Here is a 15,780-nt window from a genome sequence, read left to right as displayed (position 1 = left end):
TATTGCCATTCATTCCCAGTTCTATGCGCGGAATTTTGTGGTAGAATCCTCCTTGTAATATTTTTGTAACATTTTTACATAACAGGAGGTTTTACCATGAAAAAACAGATGATGACTGCTCTCGCAGTTTCCGCCATGATGACACTCGCAATGCCTTTCGCGTCCTTCGCTGCGTCCCGCTCTTGTCAGACCGGCTTCCGTCCGGGAAACAACTGTGGATACACAACTGACACCAACGCCATTTCTATGGTCCGGACGCAGGGCGGATGCGTGATTTCCAATGGAAATGCTATTGGTCTTTATACGGTATCCGGGAAGGGATATCCAAGTTGGGGGACTGGAAATAATTGCGGCACCAGCTGCGCAAACGGCTTCAATGGAGGCAGCTGCTCTTCCGGAATAAACTGCGGTTTAAATTCCTGCACTGGCGGGAACTGCCTGGCATTCGGGAATGTTTCCATGATTCCAGGAGCGTCATGCGGAAGTTTTATCAGTGCACGATAGGCAATTTTCTATTGTTCTCCATGACATCATTAAATAAAATCGGTCTGTAAACAGCGAAATTGCCGGATCTTCTTTTTTCGAAGAATCCGGCAGTTTCACTGATTACTTTGCACAGCAATTTCATCCTATATAAAATCGTGCAGTACACGTTTTCCCCATTCTAACTGCGTCTTGGATTCCATCGGCCAATCATAACGATTCTTGCTGCCTATAATATAAACATTTTCCATCAGATTATTATATGATTACTCCGACAGCATAACTACATTTTAAAAAAGGTCAGTTCAAATTTTCTTTCCATTTCCTTCATTATCATCGCCTCACTCTATCGCTATCAGTAGGATTACACGAAATCAGTTTTCCCGTGTGATATTTCGTGTGATACTTTCCCCGGAAATATGCACTTTTACCCTCTTATTCGAAAGGATAAGCTTATTCCAAAAATCCCGCAAAGCCGCATAAAATAAGGGAATCCTTAATTTCTAAGGATCCCCCGATGGAAGCAGATAACGGGAATCGAACCCGCCTTTCCAGCTTGGGAAGCTAGCGTTCTACCGATGAACCATATCTGCGCATGTATTTTTCTGACACTCATATCATAGCACATTTCTGTGGATTCTACAAGGATTTTTCTGGTAAATCCGAGGAAATCGTTCTCTTTTTTCCGACAACCGTTTCAACATATCTATATCCGTCTCTTGACTTCTGACTGCATTTTATTCATAGTATCAGTTAATCCTCACTTCTCCGTCCCGCAAAAGCCTGCTCCTGAATTCATGGTGACAGGATCGGCAGGCATCTCCTGTCACCATGTCCGGCAACATATCACTTTCTATCCATATTTCATTTACGATAATTCCGCAATCCTTGTAATCCCCACATATATGTGGGAAATCTTATACCATGTAGCAAAATCTACCACTCCGGTCTGGGGAAGTCCAAAAATCGACTGGAATTTCCGAACAGCTTCCGCGGTAGCCGGACCATAGATCCCGTCAGGGGAAATATCCGGAATTGCGGTATACACGCTGGAGATTGCATCTAACTGCTCCTGCAGCTGCCGCACCTTATCACCGGTGGCACCAATCTTCAGATCATATCCCGGCCACGATGCCGGGATGCCGGAGATCTGTTCTGCCGTATTGATATACATATCATCTCCATAAAAATTCCGCAGGATCTCGATGGGACTGTACCCCGCTTCTCCGAGCTCACAGCTGCCCCATTGCGTCATCCACCCCGGACACCGAACCTTCCGCCCGTCGCAGTATTGTGTCAGGATCGGCTGTTTCACTCCCGGGCGCGAAAGATAATTATCAAAAATATCATCCACCACGACAGAGATGGACTCAAAAATATTCCGCCCATAAATCCATTTATGATCATACGCGGTTGATGATGTGATCGTAAAATCATATCCCTGATTGCGGTACCATTCCGTATAGACACGATTTAACGTGAAGGACATGATTGCCAGCACATTCGCGACGATCGCGGAGCGGGGCCAGGTCGCGTATATCTCACTGGAGGCTACGTTTTTGATATAATCCCGATACGGGACATAATAGTTGGCTGCGGACGTGTTCGTTGGAACTCCGTCATGTACCACGACCGTCTGTGGGACGACCACTCTGGACAGAACGATCTCACCTGTCTCTACAACTGGCTTGATCTCGCTCTCCGCGATTTTGGGAAGGTAATCACCATAAAGTGTGTGATCCGGAATCGTCACGGTCTCTATCTGCTCTCCGGCCGAGGCATTCGAAAGAGGCCGCAAACGAATCCCCTGGATCGCCGTCACGTCCGCCAGAACCTCCGTTCCTGAAACGACAAATGGCTCAAATCCCGGTGCCGTGATTCGGATCGTGTATTCTGCATATGGACGCTCCGTCTCCTCCGGTGACAATGAAAGCTCTACTGGTGGTGCATTTAATGGAAGATTCTCCGTCTGTCCGGAACTGTTCGTTCTCGTCTCCTCAATAATTTCATCTGGTTCCTCCGTCCTTGCAATCACAATATCCGCATCCTGTACCGGAAAACTGTTCGCGTCCGACACAACATCCACCTGCAAATATCCCTGTGCCATAATTTCCTCGCTCGATTGAATATCGTTCTATTTTATGCAGCGGATGCACACCTGATGCATTCCTACACTTATTTTCGACCTTTAAATGCAGAGTTTAAAACCCGCAAAGTTTTTCAGAAAATCTTCCTCCGGATATCCAATGCCAGCATCACGGCATCCTGTAATATCCCGGACGTCAATATCGTTATTGTCCCCGCCGATGGCTCATCTGCTGAATAAATTTTGTTTTCTTATACCAAAACAGGCATCCGGAAATTTAGATAAGCTTCCAAATGCCTGTCTCTTTTTCTTACTTTCTATTCTTCCATCAGCTTCCTGATCTCCTCTGCAAGAAGCTTCACATTCCTGATCAGGCCGTCAAATGCCCCATATCCGTAAAACCGGATAAACAGGATGCCGACCGGTACAGCGATGATCATTCCCGCAATACCGCGGAACTTGAAACCAAGATAGAGGAAGAATAGTGTTGCAAGCGGCGGAAGTCCCATGCTGTCACCGACGATCTTCGGCTGGATCACCTGACGGATGCCCTGTGTTAAAACATAGAGAACGATAAGGCTGAGCGCATAACCGTACTCCCCGGTAAAGAGTCTCACCACTGCCCAGGGAATCAATGCCGTTCCTGTGCCGAACATCGGCAGAAAATCCAGAATCGCGATCGCGATTCCAAGAAAAATTCCATATGGAACCCTGAGGAATAACATTCCGATCACCAACACCACTGCGACCACGAACATGATCTTAAACTGCGCCAGAAAATACCCGCCGATCAACGTCCGGATATCGTTCTTCATCATCCGTCCATACTTGATCACAGGCTCCGGCATAACCTTCCGTACCGTCTCCACAAGCTTATCATGATCTGCCAGAAACAGGTATGAAGAAAGAAATACAATAATCGTATTCACAAAGACCTCCGGCAGCGTCCGCACTACGCGGCTGCCTGCGGAAGCTGCGATCTTCTGAACAAAATCACCGATATATCCACCCACATTCTCCAGATCGGAAACGATCGTCATCTCCGTGTCTGCAGGAAGATACTTCAAAAGTCCCCCGATCCGCTCGCAGGCCAGATCGACCTCCTCCCGGATCGACGCATAAATTCCGGGCAGTGCCTGCCCAAACTCCGTCGTTTCCCGGAACACCCAGGAAAACAGCGCATAGATGCCAAAGATCACCAGTGCCAGCACACCTGCGATCAGAACCATCGAGCCGTGCCTGCGGACGATCTTCAGCCGCTTTTCAAAAAAGCGCACCACCGGATTCGCGATCGCTGCCACGATCCATCCGATCACAAACGGAAGAAAAAACACCACCAGTCTCAGTCCCCAGACACAGACCAGATAAACTGTGAGCAAAGGAACCAGAATATTTAAAATAATCCCTGCATACTTTCTGAAATTCATTCCATGGACCTCCTAATCCTGTAAAAATCCTGCTGCATTCCATCCGCAGTATTTTACTCAGTCGATCCCCCTTTTTCAGTACTCCACATGATCTCATACGGCTTTATATGCTTTCAAACAAAGTCCGGCTAATGATCTGTACTCCTTTCACCGGTTTTCTCGCCATCACTACTTACAAAGCCCGTACTCCTCTGCAATCTCCTTAAATGCCGGCAGCGACCTCTCGATCTGCTCATAGGACACACAGTAAGCCAGTCTAACGTACCCCGGACAAGCAAACGAACTGCCCGGAACCACCAGCACATGATGTTTCTTCGCCACCTCGCAAAATTCCTTCTCGTTCTCCACCGGAGACTTCACAAACAAGTAAAACGCTCCGTCCGGCTTCGCGCAGGTAAATCCATACTCCGTCAGCGCACCATAGATCAGATTCCTGTTTTTCTCATAAGTCTCCAGATCCACTGTAACCTCATGCTCAATGCAATACTTGATCACCTTCTGAATCAGTGACGGCGCATTCACACATCCGATCACCCTGTTCGCGATCGTAGCCGCTCCGATCAGGGCCGCAGAATCATCCACCTCATCCGGAATCACGACATAGCCGATACGCTCACCCGGAACAGAGAGGGACTTACTGTAAGAATATCCCACAACTGCATTGTGATAATACTTCGTCACAAACGGAACCTCAACCCCGCCGTAAGCCAGCTCACGGTACGGCTCATCAGAGATCAGCACGATCGATGTGCCAAACTCCTTTTCCTTCTTCTCCAGGATCGCAGCCATAGCCTTGATCGTCGCCTCATCATACACAACACCCGTCGGGTTGTTCGGGTTGTTGATGATAACAGCCTTCGTCTTAGCAGTGATCTTCGCCTCAAACTCATCAAGCTTCGGCATAAACGTCTCAGTATCCGGAGAAATGACCACAACATTTCCGTCATAGTTTCTCACATACGCATTATATTCCACAAAATACGGTGCAAACACGATAACCTCATCGCCCGGATTTAAAATGCTCTTTAAAATGATATTTAATCCGCTCGCCGCACCCACTGTCATGATCAGGTTCTTAAAGGAAAAATTCGTTCCGAACCGTTTATTTAAGGACTCTGCGATAGTCTGACGGACATCTTCATAGCCTGCATTGCTCATATATCCATGGAGTGTCATGAAATCCTCATTCTTCACCACGTCGAGGATCGCCTCTGTCACCTGCGGAACCGGAACATTCGGGTTTCCAAGGCTGAAGTCATATACATTCTCCCTGCCGTAAACAGCAGCCATTCTTTTCCCTTCCTCGAACATTGCGCGGATCGCGGAATTATTAGCCATAAATGGTTTCATTTTTTCTGATATCATAGCTGTCTCCTCCGTCTGTTGTGTTTAATCTCTAAAAAAATTCCAAAGGCACCGGTCACCACAAAGTAAAACCAGGTCGTAGGATTGGAATACCAGGTTGTAAAAAACGAGAGCATAAAATAGAGCGCTCCCTGAGAATAGAATAGGTACCACGCCGGATTTCTTCCCGGGTATGTCCTTGCAGAAAGCCATGCGGCAGCCGCTCCCAATACTGATGAAAACAGAAATACACCGGCAATTCCAAAATCATAATACGCGTCATAGAAGAGTGTAACCGTAGTCAGCTCCTCCTTATTCACGTAGATCGGCCAGTCCACTAATGCAGGCTTTATAAACTTAAGCCCCGATAATGCCCAGAGCGGAAACATTCCCTTTAGTCCCATAGAATGGGCCGGAAGCTCCCGTACCAGACAGTCAAAATTGTCGTAATTGTTTGCAATATACATGTAAGGCTGCGTGATAAAGATCGGCGTAGCCGCATTCTTCATCTCAAAGATTCCATTCAGATACGTCACATCATGGCTTCTGGCAATCGTTAAGATCACATAGAGTGGAACAAGTCCCGCCGCTGCCATGAAAAGATACCTGATTTTCCTGTATCCGCTGACGATCATAAATGTCAGCACTGCGAGAATCACCGCAAAGATCAGCTGAAATCTCGATACACAAAGCACCGGGATCAGGAGCGCGATCCCTGTCATAATGAGGGAAACGATTCTTTTCGCCTTCCCCATCTCCCTGTCATAGAACCATAACAGCACTTCCATGGACGGGACCAGTACACATGACACCGTCACATAATGGACCCCGGAAATATGGAAATATGAGTAGGCATGCGGCACTCCCCGAAGGAGAAACGGCACATATCCCAACCGGAATGCCTCAAACAGAAAGGCAGTCAGGGACAGGATTGTCAGCCCGGTAAGTGCAATGAAAATTCTTGTCCCGTATCTCTCCGGGGTCTCCCCCGTAAACTTCAGGGAAAATCCATCTATTGTCTTTTTTTCCTTCTCATATCCAAATTTCTTTTCTGCCAGTGCGTACACATTCCAGAATGCCGCAAAAGCTACAAAAAAGCACGCCCAGGTCTCTAAACTCCAGTCCTTCTGAAGGTTTGACAGCTTCAGGCAGGAGATTCCTTCTCCTCCCACATAAAACAAGGAAAACAGTCCGCGGAGATGAAGCGGATTGCCGCTTTTCCCATATTCCCACAGATAAAGATATAGTGCTGCAAACATCAGTGACATTCCTGATAAGGTAAAATGGGCGCTGAATGCAAAAAGCATGGCAGCGCCGTAACAAATCACATAAACCAGCATATCAGCCTACTCTCCGAGACCGCCATTGATCAGTTCCGTGATCGTTTCCAGAGCTTCCTTTTCGTCCGCTCCCTCACAGATCAATTCGATCTCATCTCCGCACTTTACACATGCCCCCAGCACGCTCAGTACACTTTTTGCATTAGCTGTTGTGTTTCCATATTCAAATTTGATCGAACTCTGAAACCGCAGTGCCTCCTTGCACAGAAGCCCTGCCGGTCTCAGATGAAGACCGGTTGGGTTTTCGATCGTAACTTTTTGCTTTACCATAAGTATTTTTAACTCCTAATTTCGAAATATGGTCTGAAGACCTGTCGCCTGACGTGCTTCCGTCGTCTCCGGCGGGACGATCACCGCGTGTCTTGTCGCAGACGCAGCGGTCTCCCCCTCTGTCTCCGCCTCGCTGCTGCTCTCAGGGGCAGTTTCCGACGCTTTTGTTGTCTCTTTCTCAGTTGTCTCAGGCTCTGTCTCCGTCGCAGACTCCTGTTCCTTTGCGACAGTTACCGTACAGCTGGAAATTCCCAGCAAATCATAGGCAGAATCAAGCTCCCTGTTAAGCGTCGGCTGAACCTGGTGGCTTCCCTCTCCCATTCCAGAGACATTCAGACTCAGGTCCTCAGCCGTAAGCTGCAGGCTGTCAAGTTCTTCCTGAAGCGCACGGATCCGGACTGTGACCGTTCCCGGGTCTGCCCGATAGCTGTAGGAGCTGTCCGCCCCAACATAACTGGCAGCGCTGATGCGGACCGTATATTCCCGTTCCTTCAACTGCTCCACCGTAAGTGTCACCGTGATCTCGGAACTGTCCTTCCCAGCCAGGGAAACTCCCTCCGGCAGATAATCATTCAGATCAATAGTCTTCACGATATTTGCCCTCGCGCCGGAAACATCAAGCTCTTCCTTCGGGATCGTGATCGTATTTAAGGATGCCAGAGCGCTCTTTAATCCGACCACCGGGACACTCTTAAGTCCGCACTCCACACCTGTGTAGCGATAACCGCCCGCCACCTCACCGGTGACATCGAAATCCAGGCTCAGATTCTTCACTTTCAGGATCTCCATGGTATAATCGACACTCTTGCAGTTACTGATCAGACGATCGCTGATCGTAATGCTGTTTTTGTTCGCGTCATAGAACTTCGGTTCCTCCGAATCGCTCCAATCCGCGTTCTTTCCGTCTAAGTTGATCTCGATTCCGACGCTGCTGATCTGTCCGATCAGGGATTCCGGACCTTCGACCGTAAGTGTCTCCGGTGACAGTGTCACCTTGCCAGTCTGGTAGCCGTCCTCAAGCATTCCCGTCGTCATGACGCCGATGGTAAATGTCTTCCTCTGAAGCGGTTCCGTCTCGATCTTGATCGTTCCCGTCCGGCTCACCGGCATGGAGACCAGGTATTCGGAGTGGTTTAGGACCTCGACCTTGATCGGGATCGCGCCTGTCACGGACCACATGTCTGTCATATCCGCGTACGCCCGGAAATCTGAGGAACGGATCCGATACGCATTTGTCGTCTTTACCTCATACTGAACTGTGGTTGTCGATTTTCCGACAACCGCATATGTCAGGTTGTTCTTCGTGAGGACGTCGCTGTTAATGATCTCTACCGGCACCTCCACAGTATCCGTCATGACCGGATCCGCCACATTGACGACCCCCAGCCAGACTAAAAAGGCACACAGGAAGGAAATCAGCAAAAGTCCCCATCGTCTATTCTGCTTTTCTTTCATTTTTATGCCATCCCTTCAAGAGTTTGAACGGGCCGGATACCGTCTCCTCCTCCGGCTTTGCAGCAATCGCAAGCTTTAACTCTTCCGGACTGTTGATCCTTCTGAGACTTCCGCCCGCCGCCAGGGATACCCGTCCAGTCTCCTCGGAGACTACAACGGTCAGGCTGTCCGTGCTCTCACTGATTCCAAGAGCCGCACGGTGTCTTGTTCCCAGGTCTTTGCTGATGCTCAGGTTATCAGAAAGCGGCAGATAACAGGTCGCAGAGGTCACGCGGTTTCCACGGATAATGATCGCGCCGTCGTGAAGAGGCGTATTGTGTTCAAAAATATTGATCAGAAGCTGGCTCGTGACGATTCCGTCCACCGGGATTCCCGTGCGTTCGATCTCCGGAAGCGGAGTGTCGCGCTCGATGACGATCAGGGCTCCTGTCTTTACTTTTCCCATTTCAAAGGCTGCACGGGTAATCTCATTTACGGTCTTCTCTGTATATCCTTCCTGCTGTCTGGAATTCTCAGAAATAAAAAGGTCTGTGATGATATTTTTGCTTCCGAGCTGCTCCAGCGCTTTTCGAAGCTCCGGCTGGAAGATAATGATGAGGGCTGTCAATACGAGCTGGCCCATATGGTTGATGATCCAGGTGATCGTATTTAAATGGAGCATCGCCGCCAGCAGGTAAAAACCAACAATGATCATACCACCGCGGAGAAGCACTCCCGCTCTCGTCGACTTCACCCATAAAAGGACTTCATAGATCAGAACTGTGAGGATCAGAATTTCAAAAAGATTCGACAATGTGATCTTCGGAATAAATGTAAACCAGGAATACATATTCCCAAGAAATTCTGTCATTTTGTTACCTCCGTACAATTATTCACGAGTTTCGTTCTTCTCATGTCTCACATTTTTTCTCGAATAAATCCGCTGTACCTTCACATCCGGTGCAGACACCGTGAGCTTCGGGACAGCTTTCACATAGTAATAGTAGTCATCGTCTTCATACTGCAGATACTCTGTTCTCGTATAATCCACCGCGAACACAAAGAACTGGTAGATCAGGGCGATCACCACCGATGCGACGATTCCAAAGATCATGGAACCTGCGGATACCGGAAGGTTGAAATTGAAATCACCGATAAAGATCACTGCAAGCTGTGTGATCACTCCCGCAACGATGGCGATGGACCAGGAGTAGTCTACTGAAAGATTTTTAAGGATGAAAACCACAAGGATCGCAGCGGCAAATGCAGCCACCATGACCCACATCAGCTCATTTCCAAATACATTCTTTACGATCTGGATAAACCGGTCTGCCATCTCCGCCATCGAACTTCCCGTCAGTGTTCCCGCATTTTGCTTTAAATACATCAGAATATAGTAGATGCAGACACCGCTGCACACAGGAACGATGGACACAAGGCTTCCAGAAAGTCCTACCACAAGCGGCACCACATACGGAATCCGCAGGAAGAACAGTAACGGTGTCAGGAGAAGCAGATATCCGTCACCCGGCCGGAATCCGTAGTAAAGGACGGTCACCGCCAGCACGAACACAAAGATGACCAGAGCGATCTCCAGAGACACCTGGGCAACATGGATCAGGATAAAAACACCGGCCAGAAACGCTGTCACTCCATATGGAATAAAGGAGGCAACCAGTCCCATCACCACCGGGATCAGCGGATTCTTAAGTTTCGACATAAAACCTACATTCGCGTTGATCAGCCAGAACGTAAGGAATCCCACCAGGAATTTTACGACCGGTACGATGTAAATATTATACTTTCCATAAAATTGTTTCAGTTTTTCCTTGAATACTAAAAGTCCGATCACTTACTCTTTTCCTCCCCGTTTTCCTTTGCAGGCTACTGGTCATATTTTTTATCAAGGCGCCGCAGCTTTGCCTGATAGATCTTCAGTCTTCCGGCTGCTTCGTCATAACGTCTCGAATAGATCTTCCAGGTCACAACAAGATATGCGAGAAGTCCCGCAGCATAGTAGAATACAAGGCGCACCCCGAGAGAGATCAGGTCATCCACCGCCATGGCGTTGAGCAGATCATCGAACCGGTAAAGGACCCACAGCACCAGGCACAGGCACACGGTCAGCGAGTACGCGATAAAAGACCGGATCAGATGGCTTCCAACGTAGTCGCTCTTGAAATACCGGTTTGCCGGGATGGATTCCTTCATCATTTTCTTTTCAAACATGGCGATACCCGTCATCAGCCGGATCTTCTCCTCATTTAACATGGCAGTCTCCTTTTTCCATCATTTAAAGCCCAGCAGCTGCACAATAGATCTGCACACTTGCTGCGCTGACCGTAAAAAGTATGGGCTGGAAAGCAAAAATCCCATCGGCAAAGCCGATCCGGAATGGATTTTTGCTTGTAACTGCGAAGAATCTTAGCAGTTATGAAACAAATACCAATATAACACACTTTCCCGCGCTTGGCGAGACGAAGTCCCTACATTTATGAAAATTTTAAGGAAAATGTAACGGTTCCGGCAACAATTTTGTTACCTGTTTAATGTCTCGATAAATTTTCCAAATGCCTCACGCCCCGCCTCTGTGCGCTTATAAACGCCCGCATCCTCAAAGACATTCGCGAACACATGGCCGACCTCATCCTGTAAGATCTCCATCACATTATCCTTTGTGATCTTCTCATATTTCGGAAGGAACTCTTCTACCCAGTCTGCATGTTTTGCGATGGATTCCTCGCTGCGGATGTCCTTTCCTTCCACGATATAGTCGGCAAGCAGGGCAAGCTCATCCTTCAATCTCGACGGAAGAACTGCCAGGCCCATGACTTCGATGAGTCCGATGTTCTCTTTCTTGATGTGGTGGAGTTTCGGGTTCGGATGGAACAGACCTAACGGACGTTCCTCCGTGGTGCGGTTATTTCTCAGTACCAGATCCAGCTCAAACTTTCCGCCGCGGAATCTCGCGATCGGGGTGATCGTGTTATGTGGCTCCCCGTCTGTCTCCGCGTAGATATCCGCGTCCGCGTCTGTATATCCGCGCCATGCAGTTAAGATCTTATCCGCAAGATCCACAAGGCGTTCTTTCTTCTCACTGCGGATCCTGATCACGGACATCGGCCATTTTACGATTCCTGCTTCCACATCCTCGTAACCGTTCACTGTAAAACTTTTCTCCACCGGTGCTTTCGCCATCGCGAAGGTGTATCTTCCGCCCTGGAAATGGTCGTGGGTCAGGATGGAACCGCCGACGATCGGGAGATCCGCGTTGGATCCCAGGAAATAATGCGGGAACATGGTCACAAAATCAAATAACTTTTTGAACGTATTCCGGTCGATCTTCATCGGGGTGTGTTTTCCGTTGAAGACGATGCAGTGCTCATTATAGTAGACGTACGGGGAATACTGGAAGCCCCAGGACTCGCCGTTTAAGGTCAGCGGAATGATCCGGTGGTTGTTTCTCGCCGGATGGTTGATTCGGCCCGCGTAGCCCACGTTTTCCATACAGAGCAGGCATTTCGGGTATCCGCTCTGCTTCATGGTTTTTGCAGCGGCGATAGCTTTCGGGTCTTTCTCAGGCTTTGAGAGGTTTACCGTGATGTCCAGGTCGCCGTACTCCGTCTTTGTGATCCACTTCAAGTCCTTGCAGACACGGTAGCGGCGGATATAGTCGGAGTCCTGGCTCAGTTTGTAGAAATAAGCCGTTGCGTCCTCCGGGGACTTTTCATACTCCCCGTGGAATTTCTTTACAACCTCGCTTGGGCGCGGCATCAGGCAGTTCATGAGTCTCGTGTCAAAAAGATCCCGGTATACGACGCTGTTGTTTTCAAGGATCCCCTGCTCTGCAGCGTAGTCGGTGAGTGCGTTTAAGGTATCTTCCAGGCTGATCTCGTCTGTAATCTCGCCAGGCTCCTCGTATTCGGACATTTTCAGTACTTCCAGGATCTGGTTTCTTGCGTAGATCTCATCTTCGGCTTCGATAAGTCCGGTCGTTCTGCCGTACTGAACCAGTTTCTTTATTGACATTTCAATCATGATCGAATTCCTCCGTTTTTTTACGGTATATTGACAGATTTAAGTATAACGTGCGTATCTTCTTGTTTTCGCTGCACAAAAACAAGAAGCACAGGGCGGCCGCCCTATATCAATCTGCTCTGCAAAAACACTTATACAAGTAAACTTGCAGCGCGTTTTTTGCAGAACAAATTGCCGCACCTGCAACCTGTTACATTTTATTATAATAAATTTACCACCCTAATACAATCGCTATTTTATTTTTTTATCCCCCGCATCGCACGCTGAAGCCGCTCCGTAATGATTCCGCCGACGATTCCAATCAGTGTTCCCGCGATGCATCCGGCTGCCAGAAGAAATGGCAGATAATAAAATACCCCTGGTGTCTGGACGATAACTGCCGCAAAGGTGATCTGGCCGATATTGTGGGCAATACCGCCAAGAACGCTGATGCTGACCTGGGAGAGTTTTCCGGTCTCCTTCAATACCGCCATCACAAACAAGCTTAAAAAGCTTCCAGACAGCCCATAGATCATGCTGTAGGGATTTCCAAATGACAGTCCCACAAGAACGATGCGGATCAGGGTCACGGCGATGGTTCCGGGGATTCCAATTAAATAGAGCCCCACCACCGTTACAAGGTTCGCCAGTCCCAGCTTTATGCCTGGGACTGGGATCGGGATGGGAATCATTGTCTCAACAAAACTCAGCACCATGGCAAGGGCAATCAGGAGCCCATACAATGCCACAGTTATTGCCTTTTTTTCTCGATTCATCGGATCTATTCTCCTCTTTCTTGACTTTCAAAAGTTCATTTGTTAGAATAAACCGGATATCCGGCAGTGCAGCTTCTGATATTTTGTACGACAGGCACGAGTGCCTGCTGCGGTCTGCGTTTTCGTATTAATATACAAAATTTCCGCTGTCGAATGAGCTTATAATATTTATTGTACAGGAAGTATATAACACATGAATAAAAAAACAATATTTGGCCTCTGTGCCGCCGGTCTCCTCTTTGTTTCCAGCATGACATTGAGCGGGTGTGGAACAAGCAGCGGACCGGGACTTCTCACACAGGAGACTCCTCTCAGCCGTTCCGATTTTCTGCTCAACACCTTCGTCACCATCACGCTCTACGATTCCGACGACTCCTCTATCTTAGACGATTCGATGGCACTTTGTAAAGAGTATGAGAATATTTTTAGCAAGACCTTAGAGACCAGCGAGCTCTACAAGATCAACCATCGGACCTCCGACACTGTCACGGTCTCCGACGACATGGCAGCGCTTCTGGCAAAAGGTCTGGAATACTGCGAGAAATCTGACGGTGCCTTTGACATTACGATCGAGCCGTTGAGTTCCCTCTGGAATTTCACAAGTGGCGAGGCCGTGATCCCGAATGAAGCAGACATCGAAGCAGATATTCCGAAGGTGGATTACCACAACCTCGTCCTCTCCGGAAATACGCTGACATTCCTCTCCCCGGATACCACCATCGACCTGGGTTCCATCGCGAAGGGCTATATCGCCGACCGGATCAAGGAACAGCTCCTGGATGCCGGTGTGGAGAGCGCCATTATCAATCTCGGCGGAAACGTCCTCTGCGTGGGCGAAAAGCCGGACGGAAGCAAATTCAACATCGGGCTGCAGAAACCTTTTGCGGACAGGGATGAGACATTTGAGGTGCTTGGGATCAATGATCTCTCCGTCGTGACATCCGGTGTCTACGAGCGGCATTTTGAGATCGACGGAAAGAATTACCATCACATTTTAAACCCGGCAACCGGATATCCTTACGATAATGGACTGATCTCCGTGACGATCCTCTCCGAGGAGTCCGTGGACGGGGATGGTCTCTCCACCACCTGCTTTTCCCTTGGCCTGGAAAAAGGACTGGAGCTTGCGAATTCCCTGGATGGAATCTATGCATGCTTTATCGATGAGGATTACAATGTTTCCTATTCGGATGGAATGGAAGACTTTATTATCAAACAGTAGTATTTAGATCAGACAGTCTCCCGGATTTTTTGCCCGGCGCTGATGCAAAACACAAAACAATTACCATTACACTATTTTCAGGGATTTTTTATGACAGAAAGCAAAGATACGAAACAGAAACTTTTAAAAAAACAGGATATGATCCTGATCGCCGTAATACTTGCGGCAGCCGTTCTTCTTTTTCTCGGGGCAAAATTGATGCATAAAAGCCCTGCGGAGATCGTTGAAGTTTCCGTCGATGGAAAAGTAGTCGAAACCCTCGATCTCGCAAAAGATCAGGAACTCACTATAGACAGCGTGTCCGGCGGCACAAACCACCTGATCATCAAAGATAGGGAGGCGTGGGTCTCCGAGGCCACATGCCCCGACAAGATCTGTGTCCACCAGGGAAAGATCCATCTGGACGGCGAGATCATCGTCTGCCTGCCCAATAAGATGACGGCACAGATCAAGAGCAGAAAATAGACAGTGCAGTCAGTGCGGTAAGCGTGCAAAATTGCTGAACAATTAGTCTGAAATTGTGACTGTTCTGCAGGTCTGCGCACTTACTGCGCTGACTGTAAGAAAACATAAGCCGGAAGGCAAAAAACCTGAGAGGTCTCAACACAGCTCCTCAGGTTTTTATTATACTGGTCAGCAATACGCTCTTACTCCGCCAACCCCATCTTCTTCATCTCTTCCGCAACGGAATCCTCGCAGGATCTCATGGCGAGGATCGTCATTTCCATTAACTTCGGCAGTTCCCAGCCGAGATTCCCGGCACCTTTTGTGATGACGTCCCTGGAACATCCTGCAGCAAATTTCTTATCTTTAAATTTCTTCTTTAAGCTGGACACTTCCATGTCCTTCGTACTCTTTGATGGGCGCATCTTCGCTGCCGCCCAGATCAGACCGGTCAGCTCATCTGCCGCGAAGAGGACTTTTTCCATCTCGTGCTCCGGCTTCGCGTCGATCCACTCGTGGATTCCGTATCCGTGGCTGCAGACCGCATGGATCACCTCATCCTCGGCTCCGCCCTCTTTTAAAAGACGCGGCGCGATCAGGCAGTGCTCTTCCGGATACTCTTCGAAATCGATATCATGAAGGATTCCACAGATTTCCCAGAATCCGGCCTCATCTCCGTATCCGAGTTCATTCGCGTACCATTTTAAAACGCCCCCGACAGTCAGGCCATGGAGAATATGGAATGGCTCTTTGTTGTATTTTCTGAGGAGCGCGATGGCGTCCTCTCTCGTCAGTTTTGTCTGCATGATTTTATGCCTCCGTACTTATAAATTTTCTGTAACTGATATGTACCTTCATAGTTACCAATTATCTTTCTTATCAGTATAACAGAATATTCCTATAATTCAAGTATGATAGTAGGATTTTTATAACATTT

15 protein-coding genes and 1 tRNA gene are annotated in these 15,780 nt (G+C 48.4%); 3 read left to right on the top strand and 13 right to left on the bottom strand.

Annotated elements, in window-relative coordinates; all coding sequences use genetic code 11:
* Positions 1-96: 96 nt before the first annotated feature.
* Positions 97-504: a hypothetical protein gene (locus DWY93_RS11765; protein ID WP_117469365.1), complete on the top strand. Its 408-nt coding sequence runs from the start codon at positions 97-99 to the stop codon at positions 502-504.
* Positions 505-1,005: 501 nt separating this feature from the next.
* On the opposite strand, the gene DWY93_RS11755 is transcribed toward DWY93_RS11765, so the two are convergent.
* The 12 genes from DWY93_RS11755 to DWY93_RS11700 form a co-directional block, all read right to left on the bottom strand.
* Positions 1,006-1,076, bottom strand: a tRNA-Gly gene (locus tag DWY93_RS11755).
* 275 nt (positions 1,077-1,351) lie between these two features.
* Positions 1,352-2,611, bottom strand: a complete 1,260-nt coding sequence (locus DWY93_RS11750) for a peptidoglycan-binding protein (protein WP_117469364.1) — start codon at positions 2,609-2,611, stop codon at positions 1,352-1,354.
* 275 nt (positions 2,612-2,886) lie between these two features.
* On the bottom strand, positions 2,887-3,996 hold the full coding sequence (ytvI, locus tag DWY93_RS11745) for a sporulation integral membrane protein YtvI (protein WP_117469363.1): 1,110 nt from the start codon (positions 3,994-3,996) through the stop codon (positions 2,887-2,889).
* A gap of 168 nt (positions 3,997-4,164) precedes the next feature.
* A complete protein-coding gene (locus DWY93_RS11740; RefSeq protein WP_117469362.1) occupies positions 4,165-5,361 on the bottom strand; it encodes a pyridoxal phosphate-dependent aminotransferase in 1,197 nt (398 codons plus the stop codon).
* The gene (locus DWY93_RS11735) at positions 5,358-6,680 is read right to left on the bottom strand and encodes an O-antigen polymerase (RefSeq protein WP_117469361.1); all 1,323 of its coding nucleotides are present in this window, start codon (positions 6,678-6,680) and stop codon (positions 5,358-5,360) included. Before DWY93_RS11735 ends, DWY93_RS11740 begins: the two co-directional genes overlap by 4 nt.
* Before the next feature lie 6 nt (positions 6,681-6,686).
* Positions 6,687-6,950, bottom strand: a complete 264-nt coding sequence (locus tag DWY93_RS11730) for an HPr family phosphocarrier protein (protein WP_015554140.1) — start codon at positions 6,948-6,950, stop codon at positions 6,687-6,689.
* Positions 6,951-6,965: 15 nt separating this feature from the next.
* Positions 6,966-8,405, bottom strand: a complete 1,440-nt coding sequence (locus DWY93_RS11725; protein WP_117469360.1) for a CdaR family protein — start codon at positions 8,403-8,405, stop codon at positions 6,966-6,968.
* A complete protein-coding gene (cdaA, locus tag DWY93_RS11720; protein ID WP_117469359.1) occupies positions 8,386-9,255 on the bottom strand; it encodes a diadenylate cyclase CdaA in 870 nt (289 codons plus the stop codon). Before cdaA ends, DWY93_RS11725 begins: the two co-directional genes overlap by 20 nt.
* Positions 9,256-9,273: 18 nt before the next feature.
* A complete protein-coding gene (locus tag DWY93_RS11715) occupies positions 9,274-10,236 on the bottom strand; it encodes an ABC transporter permease (RefSeq protein WP_117469358.1) in 963 nt (320 codons plus the stop codon).
* 32 nt (positions 10,237-10,268) lie between these two features.
* Positions 10,269-10,655 (bottom strand): hypothetical protein, encoded by a 387-nt coding sequence (locus DWY93_RS11710; protein WP_117469357.1) that lies wholly within the window; start codon positions 10,653-10,655, stop codon positions 10,269-10,271.
* A 267-nt stretch (positions 10,656-10,922) separates the two neighbouring features.
* Complete coding sequence (galT, locus tag DWY93_RS11705; protein WP_117469356.1) at positions 10,923-12,422, bottom strand: UDP-glucose--hexose-1-phosphate uridylyltransferase; 1,500 nt, start codon at positions 12,420-12,422, stop codon at positions 10,923-10,925.
* A gap of 236 nt (positions 12,423-12,658) precedes the next feature.
* Positions 12,659-13,177, bottom strand: a complete 519-nt coding sequence (locus DWY93_RS11700) for a Gx transporter family protein (RefSeq protein ID WP_117469355.1) — start codon at positions 13,175-13,177, stop codon at positions 12,659-12,661.
* A gap of 193 nt (positions 13,178-13,370) precedes the next feature.
* Between DWY93_RS11700 and DWY93_RS11695 the strand changes: the two genes are divergently transcribed.
* Positions 13,371-14,399, top strand: coding sequence for an FAD:protein FMN transferase (locus tag DWY93_RS11695; RefSeq protein ID WP_347466087.1), 1,029 nt, complete (start codon positions 13,371-13,373; stop codon positions 14,397-14,399).
* 90 nt (positions 14,400-14,489) lie between these two features.
* Positions 14,490-14,864, top strand: a complete 375-nt coding sequence (locus DWY93_RS11690; RefSeq protein WP_117469354.1) for a NusG domain II-containing protein — start codon at positions 14,490-14,492, stop codon at positions 14,862-14,864.
* 182 nt (positions 14,865-15,046) lie between these two features.
* Here the strand turns inward: DWY93_RS11690 and DWY93_RS11685 are convergent, their stop codons facing one another.
* Positions 15,047-15,649, bottom strand: coding sequence for a hydrolase (locus DWY93_RS11685; protein WP_117469353.1), 603 nt, complete (start codon positions 15,647-15,649; stop codon positions 15,047-15,049).
* Between the last annotated feature and the right edge of the window lie 131 nt (positions 15,650-15,780).

It is taken from the genome of Clostridium sp. AF28-12, assembly GCF_003435225.1.
Classification (GTDB): domain Bacteria; phylum Bacillota; class Clostridia; order Lachnospirales; family Lachnospiraceae; genus Pilosibacter; species Pilosibacter fragilis.
This window is presented reverse-complemented; position numbering and strand designations above follow the sequence as displayed.